At 60.1% G+C, this 20,855-nt stretch carries 17 protein-coding genes; 8 read left to right on the top strand and 9 right to left on the bottom strand.

Translation table 11 applies throughout. The annotated features are described in order from the left end of the window. Positions 1 to 30: 30 nt before the first annotated feature. The 3 genes from pnp to KKO72_RS02905 form a co-directional block, all read right to left on the bottom strand. A complete protein-coding gene (gene pnp / locus KKO72_RS02915) occupies positions 31 to 2,154 on the bottom strand; it encodes a polyribonucleotide nucleotidyltransferase (protein WP_214935298.1) in 2,124 nt (707 codons plus the stop codon). A 212-nt stretch (positions 2,155 to 2,366) separates the two neighbouring features. Beyond that, on the bottom strand, positions 2,367 to 2,633 hold the full coding sequence (gene rpsO / locus KKO72_RS02910) for a 30S ribosomal protein S15 (protein ID WP_214935295.1): 267 nt from the start codon (positions 2,631 to 2,633) through the stop codon (positions 2,367 to 2,369). A gap of 162 nt (positions 2,634 to 2,795) precedes the next feature. Continuing rightward, the gene (locus KKO72_RS02905; RefSeq protein WP_214935293.1) at positions 2,796 to 4,070 is read right to left on the bottom strand and encodes a branched-chain amino acid ABC transporter substrate-binding protein; all 1,275 of its coding nucleotides are present in this window, start codon (positions 4,068 to 4,070) and stop codon (positions 2,796 to 2,798) included. Between the two features lie 96 nt (positions 4,071 to 4,166). Here KKO72_RS02905 and KKO72_RS02900 point away from each other — a divergent pair, with 96 nt between their 5' ends. Then, positions 4,167 to 4,544 (top strand): Hsp20/alpha crystallin family protein, encoded by a 378-nt coding sequence (locus KKO72_RS02900; RefSeq protein ID WP_078363898.1) that lies wholly within the window; start codon positions 4,167 to 4,169, stop codon positions 4,542 to 4,544. Positions 4,545 to 4,676: 132 nt separating this feature from the next. Here KKO72_RS02900 and tsaD read toward each other — a convergent pair whose 3' ends face one another. Next, positions 4,677 to 5,747, bottom strand: a complete 1,071-nt coding sequence (gene tsaD, locus KKO72_RS02895; protein WP_214935291.1) for a tRNA (adenosine(37)-N6)-threonylcarbamoyltransferase complex transferase subunit TsaD — start codon at positions 5,745 to 5,747, stop codon at positions 4,677 to 4,679. Positions 5,748 to 5,758: 11 nt separating this feature from the next. Further along, positions 5,759 to 6,406, bottom strand: a complete 648-nt coding sequence (locus KKO72_RS02890; protein ID WP_214935288.1) for a TetR family transcriptional regulator — start codon at positions 6,404 to 6,406, stop codon at positions 5,759 to 5,761. 114 nt (positions 6,407 to 6,520) lie between these two features. Between KKO72_RS02890 and KKO72_RS02885 the strand changes: the two genes are divergently transcribed. Genes KKO72_RS02885 through KKO72_RS02875 form a run of 3 tightly spaced genes read left to right on the top strand, consistent with a single transcriptional unit; the run spans position 6,521 to position 12,416 of the window. Further along, on the top strand, positions 6,521 to 7,828 hold the full coding sequence (locus KKO72_RS02885; protein ID WP_214935286.1) for an efflux RND transporter periplasmic adaptor subunit: 1,308 nt from the start codon (positions 6,521 to 6,523) through the stop codon (positions 7,826 to 7,828). Positions 7,829 to 7,840: 12 nt separating this feature from the next. Then, complete coding sequence (locus tag KKO72_RS02880) at positions 7,841 to 10,996, top strand: efflux RND transporter permease subunit (RefSeq protein WP_214935284.1); 3,156 nt, start codon at positions 7,841 to 7,843, stop codon at positions 10,994 to 10,996. Further along, on the top strand, positions 10,989 to 12,416 hold the full coding sequence (locus KKO72_RS02875) for an efflux transporter outer membrane subunit (RefSeq protein ID WP_214935282.1): 1,428 nt from the start codon (positions 10,989 to 10,991) through the stop codon (positions 12,414 to 12,416). Before KKO72_RS02880 ends, KKO72_RS02875 begins: the two co-directional genes overlap by 8 nt. Before the next feature lie 30 nt (positions 12,417 to 12,446). On the opposite strand, the gene KKO72_RS02870 is transcribed toward KKO72_RS02875, so the two are convergent. Beyond that, on the bottom strand, positions 12,447 to 12,728 hold the full coding sequence (locus tag KKO72_RS02870; RefSeq protein ID WP_078363904.1) for a DUF427 domain-containing protein: 282 nt from the start codon (positions 12,726 to 12,728) through the stop codon (positions 12,447 to 12,449). Positions 12,729 to 12,941: 213 nt separating this feature from the next. Here KKO72_RS02870 and rpsU point away from each other — a divergent pair, with 213 nt between their 5' ends. Both rpsU and KKO72_RS02860 read left to right on the top strand, forming a co-directional pair. Further along, positions 12,942 to 13,154, top strand: coding sequence for a 30S ribosomal protein S21 (gene rpsU, locus KKO72_RS02865; protein WP_078363905.1), 213 nt, complete (start codon positions 12,942 to 12,944; stop codon positions 13,152 to 13,154). A gap of 121 nt (positions 13,155 to 13,275) precedes the next feature. After that, positions 13,276 to 13,722 (top strand): GatB/YqeY domain-containing protein, encoded by a 447-nt coding sequence (locus tag KKO72_RS02860; protein ID WP_214935279.1) that lies wholly within the window; start codon positions 13,276 to 13,278, stop codon positions 13,720 to 13,722. A 30-nt stretch (positions 13,723 to 13,752) separates the two neighbouring features. Here KKO72_RS02860 and KKO72_RS02855 read toward each other — a convergent pair whose 3' ends face one another. Continuing rightward, positions 13,753 to 16,026, bottom strand: a complete 2,274-nt coding sequence (locus KKO72_RS02855; protein WP_214935277.1) for a DUF1631 family protein — start codon at positions 16,024 to 16,026, stop codon at positions 13,753 to 13,755. 23 nt (positions 16,027 to 16,049) lie between these two features. Further along, on the bottom strand, positions 16,050 to 17,711 hold the full coding sequence (gene ettA, locus KKO72_RS02850) for an energy-dependent translational throttle protein EttA (RefSeq protein WP_214935275.1): 1,662 nt from the start codon (positions 17,709 to 17,711) through the stop codon (positions 16,050 to 16,052). A gap of 244 nt (positions 17,712 to 17,955) precedes the next feature. Here ettA and KKO72_RS02845 point away from each other — a divergent pair, with 244 nt between their 5' ends. Further along, positions 17,956 to 19,749, top strand: a complete 1,794-nt coding sequence (locus KKO72_RS02845; protein ID WP_214935273.1) for a DEAD/DEAH box helicase — start codon at positions 17,956 to 17,958, stop codon at positions 19,747 to 19,749. Between the two features lie 135 nt (positions 19,750 to 19,884). Here KKO72_RS02845 and KKO72_RS02840 read toward each other — a convergent pair whose 3' ends face one another. Then, positions 19,885 to 20,268 carry a hypothetical protein gene (locus KKO72_RS02840; RefSeq protein ID WP_214935271.1) on the bottom strand — a complete coding sequence of 128 codons (384 nt, stop codon included), beginning with the start codon at positions 20,266 to 20,268 and terminating at the stop codon, positions 19,885 to 19,887. 138 nt (positions 20,269 to 20,406) lie between these two features. On the opposite strand from KKO72_RS02840, the gene gloA reads away from it, so the two are divergent. Next, positions 20,407 to 20,820 carry a lactoylglutathione lyase gene (gene gloA, locus KKO72_RS02835; protein WP_214935269.1) on the top strand — a complete coding sequence of 138 codons (414 nt, stop codon included), beginning with the start codon at positions 20,407 to 20,409 and terminating at the stop codon, positions 20,818 to 20,820. Positions 20,821 to 20,855 lie beyond the last annotated feature (35 nt).

Genomic DNA, 20,855 nt, shown 5'->3' with positions numbered 1-20,855 from the left:
AAGGGCTAGTAGCTATCAACTTGATAACTCTCAGGCCCGGTTGTCCGCGCCGGTTTGGGCGGGACGCTCCAACAAGGCTTTCATCGACAGCTTGATACGGCCTTTTTCGTCGGTTTCCATGACCTTGACCTTGACGATCTGGCCTTCTGCCAGGTAGTCGGTGACTTTCTCGACACGTTCATGGGCGATCTGGCTGATGTGCAACAGGCCGTCCTTGCCAGGCAAGAGGTTGATCAAAGCACCAAAGTCAAGAATCTTGACCACAGGGCCTTCGTAGACCTTGCCGATTTCGACTTCGGCGGTGATCTGCTCGATGCGACGTTTGGCTTCTTCAGCCTTGGCCGGATCTGCGGACGCAATGGTGATGGTGCCGTCTTCGTCGATGTTGATCTGGGTACCGGTTTCTTCGGTCAGCGCACGGATCACCGCGCCGCCCTTGCCGATCACATCACGGATCTTCTCGGGGTTGATCTTCATGGTGAACAGGCGCGGTGCGAAGTTGGAGACCTCGGTCTTGGCCTCACCCATGGCTTCGACCATCTTGCCCAGGATGTGCATGCGTGCTTCTTTGGCTTGGGCCAAAGCGACTTGCATGATTTCCTTGGTGATGCCCTGGATCTTGATGTCCATCTGCAGCGCGGTGATGCCGTTGGTGGTGCCAGCGACCTTGAAGTCCATGTCACCCAGGTGATCTTCGTCACCCAAGATGTCGGTGAGCACCGCAAAACGGTTGTCGTCCTTGATCAGACCCATGGCGATACCAGCCACATGGGCTTTCAAAGGCACACCGGCGTCCATCAAGCTCAGGCAACCACCGCAGACCGATGCCATCGATGATGAACCATTGGACTCGGTCACTTCGGACACCACACGCATGGTGTAGGGGAAGTCTTCCTTGTTGGGCAACACCGCAACGAGAGCACGCTTGGCCAGACGGCCGTGGCCGATTTCGCGGCGCTTGGGCGTGCCCACACGGCCGGTTTCGCCAGTGGCGAAGGGAGGCATGTTGTAGTGCAGCATGAAGCGGTCTTCGTAGTCACCGGCCAGCGAATCCACACGCTGGGCATCACGCTCGGTACCCAGCGTAGTCACCACCAGCGCCTGGGTTTCACCACGCGTGAACAGGGCCGATCCGTGGGTACGCGGCAACACACCGTTGCGGATTTCGATGGCGCGCACGGTGCGGGTGTCGCGACCGTCGATACGCGGTTCGCCCGCCAGAATCTGGCCGCGAACGATCTTGGCTTCGATTTCGAACAGCAGACCTTCGATGGCCACAGCATCAAACGCCACACCCTCTTCTTTCAGAGCGGCCATGACTTCAGCATAGGCAGCGCGGCAGGCTTGGGTACGGGCTTGTTTGTTGCGGATTTGGTAGGCAGCGACCAGTTTGTCTTTGGCCAGGCCGTCGATCTTGGCGATCAGGACTTCGTCCTTGGCAGCAGGCTTCCAGTCCCAGACTGGCTTGCCGGCGTCACGCACGAGCTCGTGGATGGCGTTGATGGCAATCGCACCTTGGGTGTGACCAAACACCACGGCACCGAGCATGATGTCTTCAGACAACTGATCGGCTTCAGACTCGACCATCAGCACAGCAGATTCGGTGCCCGCCACCACCAAGTCCATGACCGAGCCCTTGCGAGCGGTTTGGCCTGGGTTGAGCACGTATTCACCGTTGACATAACCGACACGGGCGGCGCCAATCGGGCCACTGAACGGCACACCACTGATCGACAGCGCGGCGCTGACCGCAATCATGGCGGCGATGTCGGCATCCACTTCGGGGTTGAGCGACAGGGTGTGCACCACCACATGCACTTCATTGAAAAAACCTTCGGGAAACAGCGGACGGATCGGGCGGTCGATCAGGCGGCTGGTCAGCGTCTCAAATTCGCTGGGGCGGCCTTCGCGCTTGAAGAAGCTGCCGGGAATGCGACCTGCGGCATAAGACTTTTCAAGGTAATCCACGGTCAAGGGGAAGAAATCCTGACCGGCTTTGCCTTCGGTCTTGGCGACCACGGTGGCCAGCACCACGGTGCCGTCCATGTCGAGCTTGACCGCTCCGCTGGACTGGCGGGCAATTTCGCCAGTTTCCATGGTGACGGTATGCTGACCCCATTGGAAGGTCTTGCTAACTTTTTGGAACATCGTCATTTCTCATCTCCTGAGTATTTGGGGGATGCAGGCCACCCCACCGAAGCCCAGAAACTGCCATACAGAACACGATGCCATTCCAGAACCCCACCCCGCCTCAGGGTGAGCGGGCTTTGGAATGACACAGCTTCGCTCGTGTATTTGCCGTCTCCGAAGTAAAAAACGCCTGAGCTAGTGACCTAACTCAGGCGCTTCATCGTCCTATCGACCAATTATTTGCGCAGACCCAGCTTGGCGATCAACGCCACGTAACGGTCAGCATCTTTGCCCTTGAGGTAGTCCAGCAGCTTACGGCGGCGGCTCACCATGCGCAGCAGACCACGGCGACCATGGTGGTCTTTGGCATGCAGCTTGAAGTGAGGGGTCAGTTCGTTGATACGCGCTGTGAGCAGGGCGACCTGAACTTCGGGGCTACCGGTATCACCGGCGGAACGTGCGTTGTCTTTGACAACAGCGGCTTTGATTTCGGATGCGATCATGCTTTTTCCTGAGAGTAAACAACTTGCGTCAGGCGCTGGAACTGCCCCTGACGTGCGACTTCTGCCACATGTGCAGAGCCCTGGAGTATAACCCGCTCAGTCCTGAGGCACCAATGCGGGCTCAACCAGGCCGGCGAGCGGGGTCAGTCGCCCGAATCCAGCTCAGGGCCGCACCATGCGGCACGTTGTGGCTTGCTCGGCCTCAGCCGCGCTCAACGTCTTGATCACGCGAAAGCCGTAGCCCGAGCCTTCCACATCGAACTTGACACCGGGCGTGCCCTTGCGCTCCATCAGCCCCACCACCAATGACTGCTGGAACTGGTGGTCACTCGCTCGCATGGCGCCGCTTTGGGCATAAAAAGTGACGCGAGCCCTTTCCAGCTGAGAGGCTACAGCGACAGAATCCGTCGTACCTGCAGCCTCCAAAGCCTGCACCAGCGCCTGCACCATGAGTTGCATGCGCATGTGCACATAGTCGTCGACCGGATTTGGGAAACGCTGGTGGAAGGCTTGGTAGAAGGCCTCGCTTTGGGGCGTGGGCACATTGGGCAACCAGTCGGCCACCGCAATCACCTTGCCGATCCCAGCCTCACCCATCGCCGCTGGCGCACCCAGCGCATTGCCGTAGAACGTGTAGAAGCGACCGTCATAACCCACGTCTTTGGCCGCCTTGACCAGCAGCGTCAGGTCATTGCCCCAGTTGCCGGTGATCACCGCCTGCGCGCCACTGGCCTTGATTTTGGTGAGATAGGGAATGAAATCCTTGACGCGCCCGATGGCGTGTAACTCGTCACCCACAATGCGCACATCGGGGCGCATCTGCGTCAACTGACGGCGCGCTTCACGCGCCACCGCCTGTCCAAAGCTGTAGTCCTGACCGATGATGTAGACACTTTTGAGCGCGGCATCGTCCTTGATCACCGACATCAGTGCATTCATGCGCATGTCTGCGTGGGCATCAAAACGGAAATGCCAGAAGCTGCATTTCTCATTGGTCAGGATCGGATCCACCGCCGAATAGTTCAAGAAGATCACACGCTTGCCCGGTTCGCGCTCGTTGTGTTTGTTGATCGCCTCCATCAGCGCCGCCGCCACCGCCGAGGAATTGCCCTGGGTCACCACCCGGGCACCCTGGTCAATGGCTGCCTTGAGCGCGGTCAACGCGTCTTCAGTCTGACCCTTGCTGTCAAAACGGTCGATTTGCAGCGGTGCGCCCTTGGTCTTGTCACCCAGCTTGACACCCCCCGCCGCATTCACCCGCTCCACCGCCCAGGCCAGGTTGCGGTAGACCGACTCGCCGGTGTTGGCAAACGGCCCACTCAGCGCCTCGATCATGGCAATTTTGATCGGCGCCGGAGTTGGCTGGGCCATGGCCAGAACCGGCAAACATAGGGCCAGGACCAGGGATTTCAAGGCGCGTGTGAGAACAATAAACATGGGGAAGTTTCTCTTGAAAGAAGCGTGCACGTGCACAGATAGGGGTCTTGCGGCGTTCTTGTGCTGAAGGCCGCGCAGTTTACAAGGAGTCACCTCATGTTCTTTACACCCGCCACCCCCGCCGGTTTCCGCCGCCAACTGTATGTCGCCGCCCGCCCGCCAGTCGGGCTCGTTGAACCGAACCAGACCAGCCGCAGCCAGCGCCCCAGCGCCGTCGAGCAGGACGAGCAATCCTTCACCCTTTCGTTTGACGTTCCCGGCGTCAGCCGCGAGCAGTTGGTGGTGGGGATTGAAGGCAATGTGGTGCGCCTGTCCAGCGCCGAAGGTGCACCGCGCAGCTACCACTTTGCCTGCGAGTTGCCACAAGACATCGACGCCGGCCAAAGTGCCGCCAAGCTGGAAAACGGCGTGTTGACGCTGAAGCTGGCCAAGGTGGCACCGGTGAACCGGGTCACCGAGTTGGTGATCCACTGAGCCACCTGCGGATCAGGCCAAACAGGCGATGTCAAGGTTTGGCCTGACCACCGCAGACTTCAAAAATACTCAATTTCGATAGCTATATGCCCTTATTTAAAAAGGACTAGAGGCCTATTTCTTATATAAACCTCAGCCACCAATGGCATCCAGAGGCCAGCGTGGTTTGACGTCAAAAGCGTAGTTGTTGGTGGCAGTTTGCCGACCGGACTGCAGCCGCATCGCTGCCGCCATGGCAATCATGGCGCCGTTGTCAGTGCACAAATGCAACTCGGGGTAGTGCACCCGCGTCCTGAGCCGGGCACATTCGGCATTGAGCTGCTGGCGCAGCTCCCGGTTGGCGCCGACACCACCGGCCACCACCAGGCGTTTGAGCCCGGTCTGCTTCAAAGCGGTGAGCGATTTCTTGACCAGCACCTCCACAATCGCGGCCTGGGTGGAGGCGGCCAAATCGGCCAGCACGGCAGCCGGCAGATCCGCCACCACGCAACCATGGGCCTGGGCACATTTGTTGGTCTGCACCATCACTGCGGTCTTGAGCCCGGCAAAGGAAAAATCCAGATCTCCGCTGTGCAACAAGGGGCGTGGCAATTTGTAGGCTTTGGGGTTGCCCGACTCGGCCAGCTTGGACAGCGCCTGGCCGCCTGGGTAATCCAGGCCCAACAGCTTGGCGGACTTGTCAAAGGCCTCACCCGCCGCGTCGTCAATCGTCTCACCCAGAATCTGGTACGACCCGACTCCATCCACCCGCATCAACTGGCTGTGTCCGCCAGACACCAGCAACGCCACAAAGGGGAACTCAGGCGGATCGGCACTTAAAAAGGGTGACAACAAATGCCCTTCCAAATGGTGCACCCCCAGCACCGGCTTACCCAAGGCAGCACCCAAGGCGCACGCCACACCGGCGCCCACCAGCAAGGCACCAGCCAAGCCGGGGCCGCGCGTGAACGCCACCACATCCACATCGGCCAGCTGGCGGCCCGCGTCCTGCAGCACCTGCTGGGTCAGCGGCAACACACGGCGGATGTGGTCACGGCTGGCCAGCTCGGGCACCACACCGCCATAGGCCTGGTGCATCTCGATCTGGCTGTACAAGACATGCGCCAGCAAGACCGGCAAGCCCTGCGCAGGCATGTCGACCAGGGCCACGCCCGTTTCATCACACGAGGATTCGATCCCCAGAACACAACACTGTTTCACCATAACCCAGGAGTTTAGGGGATGGTCTCAGGCGCAAGCCCTGGCAAAGGCAGACCGAGCCCGGTAAGGTAAGCCGACACCGCCGATCGCGCCACCTCGACCAAGTCGAAGGTGGTGGGCGCAAGCATCCAGGTGTGGATCAAACCCGCCATCAGGGAATGCAGACCCTGGGCCGCCATCATGGACGGCATTGGCAAACACACCGCGCGACGCGTGGCAGCCTCCTGCAGCCTGCGCTGCAACTCACGTGTGTTGTCGCTGTAACACTGCACATGCCGCTGCTTGACGGCCAGCAATTCCTCGACATACTCCACCTTCATCGTGGCAATTTCGAAGGTGGCGCGCACCCGCTCGTCGTCCACAATGCTCTGCATCGGCAACAGGATGGCGCGTTCCAACTCCCGCAGTGGGTCTTGGGTGATGTCGTCACTCATCTGCTGCATGGTCTGCTCCATGGGCAAGGTGGCGCTGTCCATCAGAGCGTTGAACAAGTCAGCCTTGTTCTTGAAGTGCCAATAAATGGCCCCTCGGGTGGCACCTGCGGCGAGGGCGATGTCTTGTAAAGAGGTGCGCGACACACCTTGCTTGGCGAACAGGTGCAGCGCAGCGTCCATCAGTTGAGTACGCGTCGTTTGTGCGTCTTCTTTGGTCCGGCGAGCCATGGTGATGTGCTTTCAGAGGGGATTTATTTACATTCACCATTGTATGTATAATTCTGAAAAAATCCATCTTCCCACCCGAATCTAGGGTTAACCCTTATCTTTTGGACCCGCACCATGCACCCTGTCCTTCCCCCATTTCGCACCCTGCCTGGCCAGCGTTTTGGCGCTCCCGGATTCACCCGGACCGCTTGCAGCAGCTTGGTCGTCAGTGCCGTGCTTTTGTTGTCGGCCTGTGGCCAGGGCAAACCTGAGGCAGCGGCCGGTGGCCCCGGCGGCGGCATGCCCCCGGCTGAAGTGGGGGTGGTCACCGTGACGCCCGGTGATGTGGGTTTGACCACTGAACTGCCAGGTCGGCTGGAAGCCTCGCGTGTGGCCCAGGTGCGCGCCCGTGCGGCAGGCATCCTGCAAAAACGCCTGTTCACCGAAGGCAGCGACGTCAAGGCGGGGCAGCCCCTGTTCCAGATTGATGCCAGCCCCTACGAAGCCACTCTGGCCAGTGCGCTGGCCAATGTGGCCAAGGCAGAGGCCAACCAGGTCCAAGCCAGTGCGCTGGCCGAACGTTACAAACCTTTGATTGAAGCCAAGGCCATCAGCCAGCAGGAATTCATCAACGCCCAGGCTTCGCAGAAGCAGGCTGAGGCCGATGTGGCTGTGGCCAAGGCAGCGGTGCAAACCGCCCGCATCAACGTGGGTTACGCCAACGTCACCTCTCCCATCTCTGGCCGCATTGGCCGTGCATTGGTGACAGAGGGTGCCTTGGTCGGCCAGGGTGAAGCAACCGAACTGGCGGTGGTGCAACAGATCAACCCGATGTATGTGAATTTCACGCAGTCAGCGGCCGAAGTCATGGCCTTGCGCCGTGCCATGGACAGCGGACAACTCAAACGCGCCGGTAAACAGGCGGCCAGCATCCGGGTGGTGCTTGAAGACGGCACCGACTACCCGCTGACAGGCAAGCTGCTGTTTTCAGACCTGACGGTGGACACCACCAGTGGCCAGATCACGCTGCGCGCCGAAGTGCCCAACCCACAAGGCGCGCTGTTGCCCGGCCTGTTTGTGCGTGTCCGGTTGGAACAAGCCCAGGCCGGCAATGCCATCACCCTGCCCCAGCAAGCCGTGACCCGTTCCCCACAAGGCGACACCGTGATGGTGGTGGACGCCCAGGGCAAAGCCGCGCCGCGCACCATCAAGATTGGTGGCCAGCAAAACGGCCAGTGGGTGGTGCTGAGTGGTTTGCAGGCCGGTGAGCAGGTGATGGTTGACGGCTTCCAGAAATTACGGGGTGGTCCGGTCAAGCCGGTGCCGTGGCAAGCCGGTGCACCAGCAGCGGGCAAGCCGGGTGCTGGCCAGCCAGCCGCCGCAGCTTCAGCAGAAAAAGCAGCATCAGCCCCCGCTGATGCGGCCTCAGGCGCTGCGAAATAAGGAGCGTCTTCCATGTCCAAATTTTTCATTGACCGCCCGATCTTTGCCTGGGTGATCGCGCTGTTCATCATGGTGATGGGCGTGGTGTCCATCACCCAGTTGCCGATTGCCCAGTACCCGCCGGTGGCCCCACCGTCGATTGTCATCACAGCCACTTACCCTGGCGCCTCGGCGCAAACGATGGAAGACAGTGTGTTGTCCATCGTCGAGCAGGAGATGAATGGCTCGCCCGGCCTGATCTACATGGAGTCCACCGCACAGGCCAACGGCACCGGCACCATCACGCTGAGTTTTGAGCCCGCCACCAACCCCGATCTGGCCCAGGTAGACATACAGAACCGGCTCTCGCGCGCCACACCGCGCCTGCCTTCCGCTGTGACCCAGCAGGGTGTTCGCGTGGACAAGTCGCGCAACAACTTCTTGTTGTTCACCATGCTGACCTCGGACGACGCGGCTTTGGATCCGGTGGCGCTGGGTGACTACGCCTCGCGCTCCATCGTGCCCGAAATCCAGCGTCTGCCAGGGGTTGGCCAGGCCCAGCTGTTTGGTACCGAGCGCGCCATGCGGGTGTGGATCGACCCGGCCAAACTGGTGGGCTTCAAGCTCTCAGCGGCCGAAGTCACCGCCGCCATCAAGGCGCAAAACGCCCAGGTCTCCGCCGGTGAAATCGGCAGCTTGCCCAACGTGGCAGGCCAAGGCATTGCGGCCACCGTGCTTGTCAGCGGCCAGCTCACCAATGCAACACAGTTCGGCAACATCGTGCTTCGCGCCAACACCGATGGTTCCACGGTGCGCCTGAAAGACGTGGCCCGCATCGAATTGGGTGGTCAGTCTTACGCCACCTCAGCCCGACTCAACGGCAAACCTGCCATCGGCATTGGTGTGCAACTCTCCCCCAGCGGCAACGCCTTGGCCACGGCCAAAGCGGTGCGTGCCCGCATGCATCAGTTGGAGACCTTTTTCCCCAAGGGCATGAGCTGGTCGATTCCTTACGACAGCTCGCTATTCATTCAAACCTCGCTGGCCCAAGTGGCCGAGACCCTGGTGGAAGCAATTGTGCTGGTGTTCCTGGTGATGTTCTTGTTCCTGCAAGACTGGCGCTACACCCTGATTCCAACCCTGGTGGTGCCAGTGGCACTGCTGGGCACCTTTGCCACGATGTTGGCCATGGGTTTCTCGATCAACGTGCTGACCATGTTCGCCATGGTGCTGGTGATTGGTATCCTGGTGGATGACGCCATCGTGGTGGTGGAAAACGTCGAACGCATCATGAGTGAGGAAGGCTTGTCCCCCTTGCTGGCAACCCGCAAGGCGATGGGCCAGATCCAAGGCGCCATCATCGGCGTGACCGTGGTGCTGATCTCGGTGTTTGTGCCACTGGCATTCTTCAGCGGGTCGATTGGCAACATCTACCGCCAGTTCTCGGCGGTGATGGGTGTGTCGATTGCGTTCTCATCCTTCCTGGCGCTGTCCTTGACCCCGGCCCTGTGTGCCACCTTGCTCAAGCCGGTGGAAGCCGGACATCACCATGCCAAGAGCGGCTTTTTTGGCTGGTTCAACCGTGGTTTTGCCAGCACCGCCAAAGGCTACGAGCGCGGTGTCGCCAAGACCCTGCCACGTGCTGCGCGTTACCTGGTGATTTATCTGGCAATTCTGGCCGCAGCAGCGGTGATGTACACCCGTTTGCCAACCTCTTTCCTGCCCAGCGAAGACCAGGGCAGTATGCTGATCAACGTGCAACTGCCACCCGGCGCCACCCAGGAACGCACACTGGCTGTGATGCAACAGGTGGAAGGTTTCATCCTGCAGCAGCCTGAGGTCAAAAGCATGGTGGGTGTGCTGGGTTTCAGCTTCTCGGGGCAAGGACAAAACGCCGCACTGGCCTTTGTCACCCTGAAAGACTGGGCCGAACGCAAAGGCCCGGGCAGCTCCGCCGAGGCGCTGGCGGGTCGCGCTTTTGGTGCCCTGTCAGGCATCCGCGATGCGTTCATCTTCCCCTTGAGCCCACCCCCCATTCCTGAACTGGGCTCGTCCTCGGGTTTCAGCTTCCGGCTGCAAGACCGTGGTAGCCAGGGTCATGAGGCCCTGCTCGCAGCGCGCAACCAGTTGCTGGGCATGGCGGCACAAAGCAAGGTGCTGACCCAGGTTCGCCCAGACGGTCTGGAAGACGCGCCACAGCTGCAGGTCGACATTGACCGCGACAAGGCCAGTGCCTTGGGGGTTGGTTTTGATGCCATCAACAGCCTGATTTCCACCGCGCTGGGCTCCGCCTATATCAACGACTTCCCCAACAGCGGTCGGCTGCAGCGGGTGGTGGTGCAGGCCGATGCCACTGCACGCATGCAACCCGAAGACCTGCTCAAACTCAATGTCACCAACAACAAGGGCCAGACCGTGCCGCTGTCTGCTTTTGCCAGCACCCGCTGGGTGACGGGCGCCATGCAGACGGTGCGCTACAACGGTTACCCGGCCATGCGCATCAGCGGTAGTGCCGCACCGGGCTACAGCACCGGTGCCGCGCTCAACGAGATGGAACAACTCGCCGCCAAACTGCCAGCCGGTTTTGGCTTTGAGTGGACCGGTACCTCACGCGAGGAAAAACTGGCCGGTTCGCAGGCCATGATCCTCTACGCCTTTGCCATTCTGGCGGTGTTCTTGTGCCTGGCCGCGCTGTATGAAAGCTGGAGCATTCCGCTGTCCGTCATCCTGGTGGTGCCGCTCGGTGTGCTCGGGGTGATCGTGGCCACCCTGCTGCGCAGTTATGCCAATGACGTGTACTTCCAGGTCGGTCTGATCACCATCATCGGTTTGTCGGCCAAAAATGCGATTCTGATCATCGAGTTTGCCAAGGACCTGCAGGCGCAGGGCAAATCCGTGATTGCAGCAGCCTTGGAAGCGGCCCACCTGCGTTTTCGCCCGATTGTGATGACCTCGATGGCATTCACGCTGGGGGTGTTGCCACTGGCGATCTCCAGTGGTGCGGGCTCAGCGAGCCAACGCGCCATCGGTACCGGCGTGATCGGCGGCATCCTGACCGGCACAGCGTTGGCGGTGGTGTTTGTTCCAATCTTTTTTGTGGTGGTGCGCTCGCTGTTCAAGGACAGCGAACGCCAGCAGCAGGTGCATGCCGAACAGGCCTCGCACATGGGAGTGCATTCGCATGAATAAGTTAACTGTGATCTCGGTGGCCTGTGCCAGTGTGTTGTCAGCGTGCTCGCTGATCCCCACCTACGAGCGGCCCGCAGCACCCGTCGCCACCCAGTGGCCCACTGCAGCTTCGGCCAAGGAAAGCTCTGAAAAACAAAGCACCAGCCCCTTATGGAATAAGGGCTGGGAGGACTTTTACACCGATAAGACGGTGCAGCAGCTGATCCACACCGCACTGGCCAACAACCGCGACTTGCGGGTGTCGGTGCTCAACATCGAACAAGCCCGCGCCCAACTGGGGCTGCGCCGTGCTGACCAGTTTCCGGCCATCAACGCCACGGTGACCGGCTCGCGGGTGCCCAACAGCAGCGGCGGCATCACCAGCAGCTACACCGGCGGCTTGACCTTCACCGCCTACGAACTGGACTTTTTTGGCCGGGTTGCCAGCCTCAAGGAACAGGCCCTGGCCCAGTATCTGGCCACCTCCGAGGCCACCAAAACGGTGCAGATCAGCCTGATGGCCAGTGTGGCGCAAAGCTGGTTGAGCCTGCTGGCTGACGAAGATTTGCTGCGCACCTCACGCCAGACCCTCGCCACGCGAGAAGAGTCTCTGAAACTCACCGAACTCAAACGCAGCCACGGTGCGGCGTCTGACCTGGACTGGCGGCTGGCGCAAACGCTGCTGGAAAGTGCCCGCGTTACCTTGGCGCAACAGCTGCAAAAACGCGCACAGGACGAAAATGCGCTGACATTGCTGCTGGGCCAAAGTCTGCCTGACGCCGCTCGCAACCAGCTGGCCCAAGGCCAACTCGACAGCCAACAGTTCCCCAGCCTGCCCGCCGGGCTGCCGTCCGACCTGCTGACCTATCGTCCCGATATCCGTCAGGCCGAACAAAGCTTGCTGGCCAGCAACGCCAACATTGGTGCAGCACGCGCCGCGTTCTTCCCGCGCATCACACTCACCGCTGGCGCCGGGTCGGCCAGCAGCGAACTCTCGGGTTTGTTCAAGAGTGGCTCATGGGGTTGGACCATGGCGCCCAGTCTGGTGTTGCCCATCTTCAACGCGGGCGCCAACCAGGCCAATTTGGACATCGCGCAGGCGACACGCGACATCGCGGTGGCGCAATACGAAAAAACCATCCAGAGCGCGTTTCGCGAGGTGGCCGATGCCCTGGCTGGCCAGGACACCCTGGCTCAACAACTCCAGTCGAGTGAGGCATTGCTGAAAGCAGAGAGTGAACGCACCCGTCTGACCAAACTGCGTTTTGACAATGGCGCGGCCAGCCAACTCGACTGGCTCGATGCCCAGCGCTCGCTGTTCACCACCCAGCAGTCTCTGGTGCAAACGCGCCTGACGTATTTGCAGAACCAGGTCACCCTGTTCAAAAGCCTCGGGGGCGCCAATCCGGAGCTGAGCATCGAGCCTGGCAAGGCCCCCTGAAACACAGGCCTCTGAAGTGCATCGCCGACGCTAATCGGTGATCTTCACACCTTTCCAGAAGGCGACCCGGTCACGCACCTGGTCAGCCTCTGGTTTGGGGTCAGGGTAGTACCAGACGGCATCCGGATTCATCTCACCGTTGACCATCAGCGAGTAATAACTGGCCTGCCCTTTCCAGGCGCAGGAGCTTTTGTGGTTGCTGAAGTGCACAAACTCCCGGTTGAGTGAACTCGCCGGGAAATAGTGGTTGCCCTCCACCATGACGGTATCGTCGCTCTGTGCAATCACTGCACCGTTCCAGATCGCTTTCATCTTCCATGTCCTTCACAAAAAGAGGTATTTGAACCGATGTCGCAGAGACACCACGACAATCACTTGCCAGCCCCAAAGAGACCGCTATAATGCTTGGCTTTGCTGGCAAAACTCCGCTGCCTGATCAACTTTTAAGCGGAGAAATTCGCAAGATCAATTTTTGGCCCGATCTTCCAAACTTTGAAGTCTGCACCTTTTGGATTACTTGACTCCATGACAACCATTCGTGTTAAAGAAAACGAGCCTTTTGACGTCGCGCTGCGCCGCTTCAAGCGCACCATTGAAAAACTGGGCCTGCTGACTGACTTGCGTGCACGCGAGTTCTATGAAAAGCCCACCGCTGAGCGCAAACGCAAGAAGGCTGCTGCAGTCAAGCGCAACTACAAGCGCATCCGCGCCATGCAGTTGCCCAAGAAGCTGTACTGATTCTGCTGACTCAGCCGGGCTACCAAGCCTGCAGACAAGCTCGCCGGGGACGCCCAGGCGGGCTTTTTTCGTTCTGGCGTATCCAGACCCTTCATCCAACAATTGACCAGGAGTCACCACCATGTCCCTCAAAGACCAGATCACCGAAGACATGAAAACCGCCATGCGTGCCAAAGACAGCGTCCGGCTGGGCACCATCCGCCTGTTGCTGGCGGCCGTCAAACAAAAAGAGGTCGATGAGCGTGTGGTGGTCGACGATGTGACGTTGGTCGGCATTGTGGACAAGCTGATCAAACAGCGCAAAGACTCAGTGGCCGCTTATGTTCAGGCACAACGGCAAGACCTGGCGGACAAGGAAAGTGACGAAATTAAGGTGCTGGAAGCCTACTTGCCGCAGCGCCTGGGCGCTGACGAGATCACGGCTGCGGTGGCCTTGATCGTCAGCACCCTGGGCGCCTCCGGGCCTGGTGACATGGGCAAAGTCATGGGAGCCGTCAAAACCCAACTCGCTGGCAAGGCCGACATGGCTTTGGTGTCGCAGGCGGTCAAGGCCGCGCTGGCAGGCTGACCGGACAGCCCCTGGCGGACTGCTCGGGTTTCAGGACCCGGCGTCGATGCTGTTGCGCATCGCCGTGCGAACCACAGCGTCCAGAGCACCGTCCACCATGGAAGACTGGTCTGACACCACACGCAGCTTGCCCTCGGCCAGCATACGTTCGTAAAAGCGCTGGGTCATCGACTGGGTTTTGCCACCCACATTGGTGAACAGGTACATGGTGCCGTGCGGACTGATCCAGGACAACTGCACGCGCTGCCAGGCACCCGAGAGGTACAACTCGATCCAGGCACCCACCGCCAACGGCATGGTGCTGGTTTGGGGCGGCAAGGACAACGGCGCCGACTTGGGCTGGTCTGCCACTTCTTCGTCCGCAAAATCCATGAAACCGGAGGCCTTGGCCTCGGAAGGTGCCACCCAGTGGTCCTGGCTGCCCAGCAAGCTGGCATCAAGACCATCCGGTGCAGCCGCCTCCTCCTGCGTGGCAGGCCTGAACGCCTGATGGTGCTGCTTCATCAAAACATCAAAGAAGACGCTGGTTTTGGTGGAAGGGTAACCAATCAGGCTCAGGCCTTCGCGCAGGCCCGACAGCAGCCGGGGCACCAGTTTGGTCAAACGGCCAACATCTTTGCGTGTCAGATCAGGTTGCGCGCTCCACAACAAATCTGCAACCAGCGCTTTGTAGGCACCAGGGTCGTCCGTCCCGGGCACGGCTTTCAGTTGCGCCTCTGCCATCACATGCGACCAAGGACCACACAAAAAATCCAATACATCCACAGGCACCCGGGACATACCCGACATCTTCATCATATTGTTCGCCATCTGAGAAGCCAACAAATTGCGCTCCTCGGCGTAACCCAAAGCTGCGGCCGCACTTTGAATCTGGCTGTTGACAGTCTCCCGCACCTCAGGGTTGTCCCACTCTTGCTGAAGCTGCTTGAGTGCTGCCTCAAAGGGCTGAACCCCCTCGATGTTGAGCACCGCCAAGGGGCTGACATGCCGCTGCAAGGACAGCAGGAAAGCCTCAAAATCTGGATCAGTTTCTGAGCCAAACGCCAATCCCCGTTGTGAGATTTCGTTCAACAACAGCCGCGCCGGGTGCGCCTTGTCAATGAAAAAACGCGGATCAACAATCACCAGCCGCAGCAGTGCGGGCTCCAAGCGCTCAATGATTTTCCTCACCTGGGGCAACAAGCGGGTGTCCTTGATCAGGTTCTCCGCCATCAGGGACACCACCTCCAGGCTCAGCACCTGGCTCATCGACTTGGCACTGCGCGTCAACTCTTCACGCACAACCGCGCCAGGTGGTCGCGTATCAGTCGCTCGTCCTTTTGGGGGGGCGGGGCGCTGCTGCATACGCAGCACCACCGTGTCAACTTGCTGCATCTCCTGCAAGGCATCCAGGGCTGCCGGCAAGGTCGCCTGAAAAGCGGTTTCAGGGCCGTGGTCTGGCGACTGCCCGCCCTCAAACTCACGCGCAAACTGCTGGGCAAACGCCTCTTTGGGACTGTCTGGTGGGCCGTCAAGGTGCCCCGACATCAGCTGCCGCAACTTGTCCAGTGTCAGCACCGTTTGCCGGTATTCAGGGGTCCACACCGCCCGTTCGGCGCGACCCGAACGACCGTGATCCACCACCTCGGTCGCCACCTCAGGGGTGCGAATCACGGTGAAGCCTACCCGACGCACGTCCTGGCTTCGGAGCTGCTCTGACCATTGCAGATACGCCTCGCGCAACGCACTACCCAGAGGGGCTGACAGGTGGCGCAACCAGATGGCACGTACCTGTGTCGGCACCCGCATCTCGTTCATGAGCTGCTGCAAGGCCTTCACATACGAGTCTGGGCGCAACGGATTGTGCTCAGGGGAGACCCGATCCAAGCCCACCAAAGCACACACAAAACTATTGAACTCGGGCAAGGCCAGCTCAGCATCCAACAACACATGCTGCAACATACGAGCCAGTTCAACACGCTCCTGAACCTGACCCTCATCCATCAGCTCAAGCTGATCCAAGCGCAGGGCTTGCTCACCCAAGACACCGGATTTGGTCTGCGTGTCACCATGGCTGCGGAAGATATCCAGCAAAATGGCCGGAAAACGCTCACACAAGCTCGGTGTGTGTGACTCCATCAACTTGACACTGAGCTCCAGCTGGTCACGCTCCAAAAAACCCCGAGCCATGGACACCTCAGTGCGCAGGGTTTTGCGGGCCATGCCCAACACCTGCGACAACATGCTTGTACTCGTCCGCGCTGCCGACTCCAGCAGATTCTGGTAAATGGACAATCCAGGAATGGACGAATCAGCGGTCGACATGGTGATTGATCCTTGTGGAGAGCCTACTTCAGCGCCTTGAAACGCATGCGTTTGGGTTTGGCGCCCTCTTCACCCAAGCGTTTTTTCTTGTCCTCTTCGTAGTCGTGGTAGTTGCCGTTGTAGAAGGTCCACTGGCTGTCGCCCTCGCAGGCCAGGATGTGGGTGGCAATCCGGTCAAGGAACCAGCGGTCATGGCTGATCACCATGATCGAGCCAGCGAACTCCAGCAAGGCATCTTCCAGGGCACGCAAGGTTTCCACGTCCAGATCGTTGGACGGTTCATCGAGCATCAGCACATTACCGCCGGCAATCAGCGTCTTGGCCAGATGCAAGCGACCGCGCTCACCGCCCGACAACAAGCCGACACGTTTTTGCTGGTCCGCACCGTTGAAGTTGAAGCGGCCACAGTAGGCCCGGCTGGCCATGGTGAACTTGCCGATGTTGAGCATGTCCAGGCCGCCCGAGACATCCTCCCAGACGGTTTTTTCGTTGGCCAGATCGTCACGGTTTTGGTCAACAAAGGCCATCTTGACGGTTTGACCGATCTTGACCGTGCCGCTGTCGGGCTGCTGCTGGCCGGAGATCATGCGGAACAAGGTGGATTTACCGGCGCCGTTGGGGCCGATGATGCCCACAATGGCGCCCGCAGGCACCTTGAAGCTCAGGTTGTCAATCAGCAGACGGTCACCAAAGGACTTGCTGACGTTGGTGAACTCAATGACCTCATTGCCCAGGCGGTCCGCCACCGGGATGAAAATTTCATTGGTTTCGTTGCGCTTCTGGTATTCAAAATCAGACAGCTCTTCAAAACGGGCCAGACGGGCCTTGCTCTTGGCCTGGCGTGCCTTGGGGTTCTGACGCGACCACTCCAACTCCTTCTTGAGGGTCTTGGCGCGCGACTCTTCACCCTTTTGCTCCTGCTCCAACCGCGCCTGCTTCTGCTCCATCCAGGAGCTGTAATTGCCCTTGTAGGGAATGCCAGCGCCACGGTCAAGTTCCAGAATCCACTCGGCCGCGTTGTCCAGAAAGTAGCGGTCGTGGGTGATGGCCACCACGGTGCCGCTGTAACGCTGCAAAAACTGCTCCAGCCAGTCCACCGATTCGGCATCCAAGTGGTTGGTGGGTTCATCCAGCAACAACATGTCGGGGTGGCTCAGCAACAGGCGGCACAGAGCCACACGGCGCTTTTCCCCCCCTGAGAGCACACCAATCACCGCATCCCAGGGTGGCAGACGCAGCGCGTCAGCCGCAATTTCCAGCTGGTGCTCGGAGTCGGTGCCGGCGGTGGCGATGATCGCCTCCAGCTCGGCCTGTTCCGCCGCCAGCGCATCAAAGTCTGCATCTTCTGCACCGTAGGCGATGTACACCTCTTCCAGGCGCGCCTTGGCGGAAAACACCTTGCCCATGCCCGACTCGATGCTTTCGCGCACGGTCTGGGCCGGATCCAGCTGCGGCTCCTGCGGCAGATAACCGATGTTGAGCCCGGCCATCGGAATGGCTTCACCTTCGATGTCCTTGTCCACACCAGCCATGATCTTCAGCAAAGTGGATTTGCCTGAACCGTTGGTGCCGAGCACACCAATCTTGGCACCAGGGAAGAAACTCAGCGAAATGTCTTTCAGGATATGCCGCTTGGGTGGCACGATCTTGCCAACGCGGTTCATCGAAAATACGTATTGAGCCATAGGACTTGAATGTTGCTTCTGTGAAAAAGCCCCATTATCGACGCTAGCGCAGCAGCAGTCACCGTGTCCGTGCGACAATCGCTGCTGTTTCAGGACTTCAGTTACCTGAGACGTCAGCACCTTGCTGGGAGTTTCATCATGTGTGAGGCTCCGTTTTTGATCCCATCTGCCTTTGACTGAATTGTCGCGACAACGCGCCAAAACGGGCTGATGTCCTGGCACCCTGGATGGGGTGCACCTCACCATGAAATTTGAAGAACTCAATCTGGCTCCGGCCATCATCAAAGCTGTGCTCGAGCAAGGCTATGAAAACCCCACGCCGATCCAGGCCCAGGCGATCCCGCTGGTGCTTGACGGCCATGACCTGTTGGGCGGCGCCCAGACTGGCACCGGCAAAACCGCTGCTTTTGTGCTGCCCATGCTCAACAAACTCTGCGCACAGGAAGCGCCGCGTAACAAGTTTGGTGGCATCGGCATCCGCGCCCTGGTGCTAACCCCCACCCGCGAACTGGCGGCCCAGGTCGAAGAATCGGTGCAAACCTACGGCAAATACCTGGAGATCAGCTCGGCTGCCGTGTTTGGTGGTGTCGGCATGAACCCCCAAATCAGCCGCATGAAAAAAGGTGTGGACGTTCTGGTGGCCACCCCCGGCCGTCTGCTGGACCTGATGCAACAAGGCATGCTCGACTTGGGCCAGGTGCAGATCCTGGTGCTCGACGAAGCCGACCGCATGCTCGACATGGGCTTCATCCATGACGTGAAAAAAGTGCTGGCTGCGGTGCCTAAGGACAAACAGAGCCTGTTGTTCTCCGCCACCTTCAGCGACGAAATCCGTGAACTCGCCGCCACCCTGCTGAAAAATCCGCAAAGTGTGCAGGTCACCCCGCGCAACACCACGGTGCAACGCATCACCCAGCTGATCCACCCCGTGGGTCGTGGCAAGAAAAAGGCCTTGCTCGCCCACATCGTGCAAGAACACAACTGGAGCCAGGTGCTGGTGTTCACCCGCACCAAGTTTGGCGCCAACAATGTGGCCGAGTTTTTGACCAAGAACGGCATCAATGCCATGGCCTTGCACGGCAACAAGAGCCAGACCGCGCGCACCCAGGCGCTGGCTGACTTCAAGAGCGGTGACGTGCGCGCCCTGGTGGCCACCGACATTGCCGCCCGTGGCATCGACATCGACGACCTGCCGCATGTGGTGAACTACGACATCCCCAATGTCTGCGAAGACTATGTGCACCGCATTGGCCGCACCGGCCGTGCTGGCGCCGAAGGCCAGGCGGTCAGCCTGGTGAGCCTGGACGAAGAAGGCTTCATGCAAGCCATTGAACGCTTTACCAAACAAGACATTCCGGTGCAGATCATTGCCGAGTTCATGCCTGAACCCGGCGAAAAGGCCGAACCCATCGCCATGGGCCGCCAGACCATCTGGGGCGGCGCTGGCAAACCACCGAGCCGTGACGTGATGATGGCTGCCGCCAAGGCCGCCCGCACCGAGATGCTGACACGTGTGCGCGAAAGCAAGGGCCCGGGTGCCGCCCGCCCGGCAAACGGTGGCGCTGGCCGTGGTGGCCGCAGCGGTGGTGGTGGCCGAGGCCCCCGTCCAGCCGGTGGTGAAGGCCGCCCGGCCAACCCGCGCAACGACGGCAACTTTGATGGCGACGGTGGTGGCCGCAGCATGGAGCCGCGCAGCCATTTGTCCGCCGCTGAACAAGCGGTGCGTGGCCCGGGTCAACGCCCGGCACGTGGTTACGGTGGTGGCAACGGCGGCGGCTACGGTGGCCCGGCCCCGGCACCCGCACGTGGCGCCGGTGGTCAGCCCGACCCGATGCGCACCAGCGTCGACATGATGTCTGACCGCGGACCGCGTCGCAGTGGGGGTGGTTTTGGTGGCGGCAACCGCAATGCAGGCCCGGCAGGCGCAGGTTTTGGCAGTGGCCCGAGCCGCTCGGGTGGTGGCAACCGCTCCGGCAGCCGTGGTGGCCGCTCAGGTGGTCCCACTGGTGGTGGTTCACGTGGCCCCAGCAGCCGCTGAGCCACACAACAAGGGGGCTTTCGCCCCCAGTTTTTTTTAACCTTTTAGCGCTCTAGCCCTTTATCCATAAGGGCCAATAGCTACTCAATCAATAGCCAACCAACACTCCAGCAGTTGCTGGTGTGATGGCTTTGGTTAGCTGCGCACAAACAGTGTCACCAGCTCGTCAGGTCCAACCTGGCGGCTCCAGTGGCCATGCACGCTGGCGTCAAAGCTTTGGCCTTCGGGCACCACGTCGGCCGAGTAAAAGTGTTCACCAGCCTTGAAAATACGCGAGCTGCCGTCCTGCAGGAAAATCTCCATCTGGCCACCCAGAATAAACACCCACTGTGGGTCGGTGGTGCAATGCATCCCGCTGACAAAACCCACCGGGCTGTGGCGCAACTGCATACCGCCAGAGGGCATCAGGGCCGACAAGGCCACCTGGGGCTTGACGGGCTCCAACGCGACGGTTTCCTCGCGAAAATGGGCGCGGCCATCGGTATCGGTGAACAAAACGACTTTGGTAAACGCAGGCATGATCTACTCGGGTTGGTTGAAAATAGGCGCCATTATTCCCCAACCATGGCCTGAAAACGGCCCAAGACCCTGGTTTGCTAACGCGATATAGCCAAGTCTTGATCTCACCCCTTGTTTCAATTTTTTTAAGCTTCCACCATGCGAATTCTTCACACCATGCTGCGCGTCGGCAACCTGCAACGCGCCATCGACTTCTACACCCAGGTGCTGGGCATGACCCTGCTGCGCCAGTCGGACAACCCGGAGTACAAATACAGCCTAGCCTTCCTCGGCTTCGAGGGCGGCAACCCCGGCCAGGCCGAGATTGAGCTGACCTACAACTGGGGGGTGGAGAGTTATGAGATGGGTACGGCCTATGGCCACATCGCGCTGGGGGTGCCAGACGCCAAGGCCGCCTGCGACAAGATCCGCGCGGCCGGTGGCAAGATCACCCGTGAAGCCGGTCCAGTTCAGGGCGGTAGCACGGTGATCGCTTTTGTGGTTGACCCGGACGGCTACAAGATCGAGCTGATCGAGCGCGCCGAAGGCAGCGGCGGTCTGGGTTTGCGCTGATACCAGCACCGGGCTGGCGCCAGCGCGGGCCAGAA

Source organism: Rhodoferax sp. U11-2br, assembly GCF_018619435.1.
Taxonomy (GTDB): Bacteria; Pseudomonadota; Gammaproteobacteria; order Burkholderiales; family Burkholderiaceae_C; genus Rhodoferax.
Note: the sequence above shows the minus strand (reverse complement) of the source record. Positions and strands in the feature narration are given on the sequence as shown.

What these genes read in the sequence shown, in the direction of transcription:
- pnp (WP_214935298.1), bottom strand. Translation starts at nt 2,154, where the DNA reads ATGACGATGTTCCAAAAAGTTAGCAAGACCTTCCAATGGGGTCAGCAT.
- rpsO (WP_214935295.1), bottom strand. Translation starts at nt 2,633, where the DNA reads ATGATCGCATCCGAAATCAAAGCCGCTGTTGTCAAAGACAACGCACGT.
- KKO72_RS02905 (WP_214935293.1), bottom strand. Translation starts at nt 4,070, where the DNA reads ATGTTTATTGTTCTCACACGCGCCTTGAAATCCCTGGTCCTGGCCCTA.
- KKO72_RS02900 (WP_078363898.1), top strand. Translation starts at nt 4,167, where the DNA reads ATGTTCTTTACACCCGCCACCCCCGCCGGTTTCCGCCGCCAACTGTAT.
- tsaD (WP_214935291.1), bottom strand. Translation starts at nt 5,747, where the DNA reads ATGGTGAAACAGTGTTGTGTTCTGGGGATCGAATCCTCGTGTGATGAA.
- KKO72_RS02890 (WP_214935288.1), bottom strand. Translation starts at nt 6,406, where the DNA reads ATGGCTCGCCGGACCAAAGAAGACGCACAAACGACGCGTACTCAACTG.
- KKO72_RS02885 (WP_214935286.1), top strand. Translation starts at nt 6,521, where the DNA reads ATGCACCCTGTCCTTCCCCCATTTCGCACCCTGCCTGGCCAGCGTTTT.
- KKO72_RS02880 (WP_214935284.1), top strand. Translation starts at nt 7,841, where the DNA reads ATGTCCAAATTTTTCATTGACCGCCCGATCTTTGCCTGGGTGATCGCG.
- KKO72_RS02875 (WP_214935282.1), top strand. Translation starts at nt 10,989, where the DNA reads ATGAATAAGTTAACTGTGATCTCGGTGGCCTGTGCCAGTGTGTTGTCA.
- KKO72_RS02870 (WP_078363904.1), bottom strand. Translation starts at nt 12,728, where the DNA reads ATGAAAGCGATCTGGAACGGTGCAGTGATTGCACAGAGCGACGATACC.
- rpsU (WP_078363905.1), top strand. Translation starts at nt 12,942, where the DNA reads ATGACAACCATTCGTGTTAAAGAAAACGAGCCTTTTGACGTCGCGCTG.
- KKO72_RS02860 (WP_214935279.1), top strand. Translation starts at nt 13,276, where the DNA reads ATGTCCCTCAAAGACCAGATCACCGAAGACATGAAAACCGCCATGCGT.
- KKO72_RS02855 (WP_214935277.1), bottom strand. Translation starts at nt 16,026, where the DNA reads ATGTCGACCGCTGATTCGTCCATTCCTGGATTGTCCATTTACCAGAAT.
- ettA (WP_214935275.1), bottom strand. Translation starts at nt 17,711, where the DNA reads ATGGCTCAATACGTATTTTCGATGAACCGCGTTGGCAAGATCGTGCCA.
- KKO72_RS02845 (WP_214935273.1), top strand. Translation starts at nt 17,956, where the DNA reads ATGAAATTTGAAGAACTCAATCTGGCTCCGGCCATCATCAAAGCTGTG.
- KKO72_RS02840 (WP_214935271.1), bottom strand. Translation starts at nt 20,268, where the DNA reads ATGCCTGCGTTTACCAAAGTCGTTTTGTTCACCGATACCGATGGCCGC.
- gloA (WP_214935269.1), top strand. Translation starts at nt 20,407, where the DNA reads ATGCGAATTCTTCACACCATGCTGCGCGTCGGCAACCTGCAACGCGCC.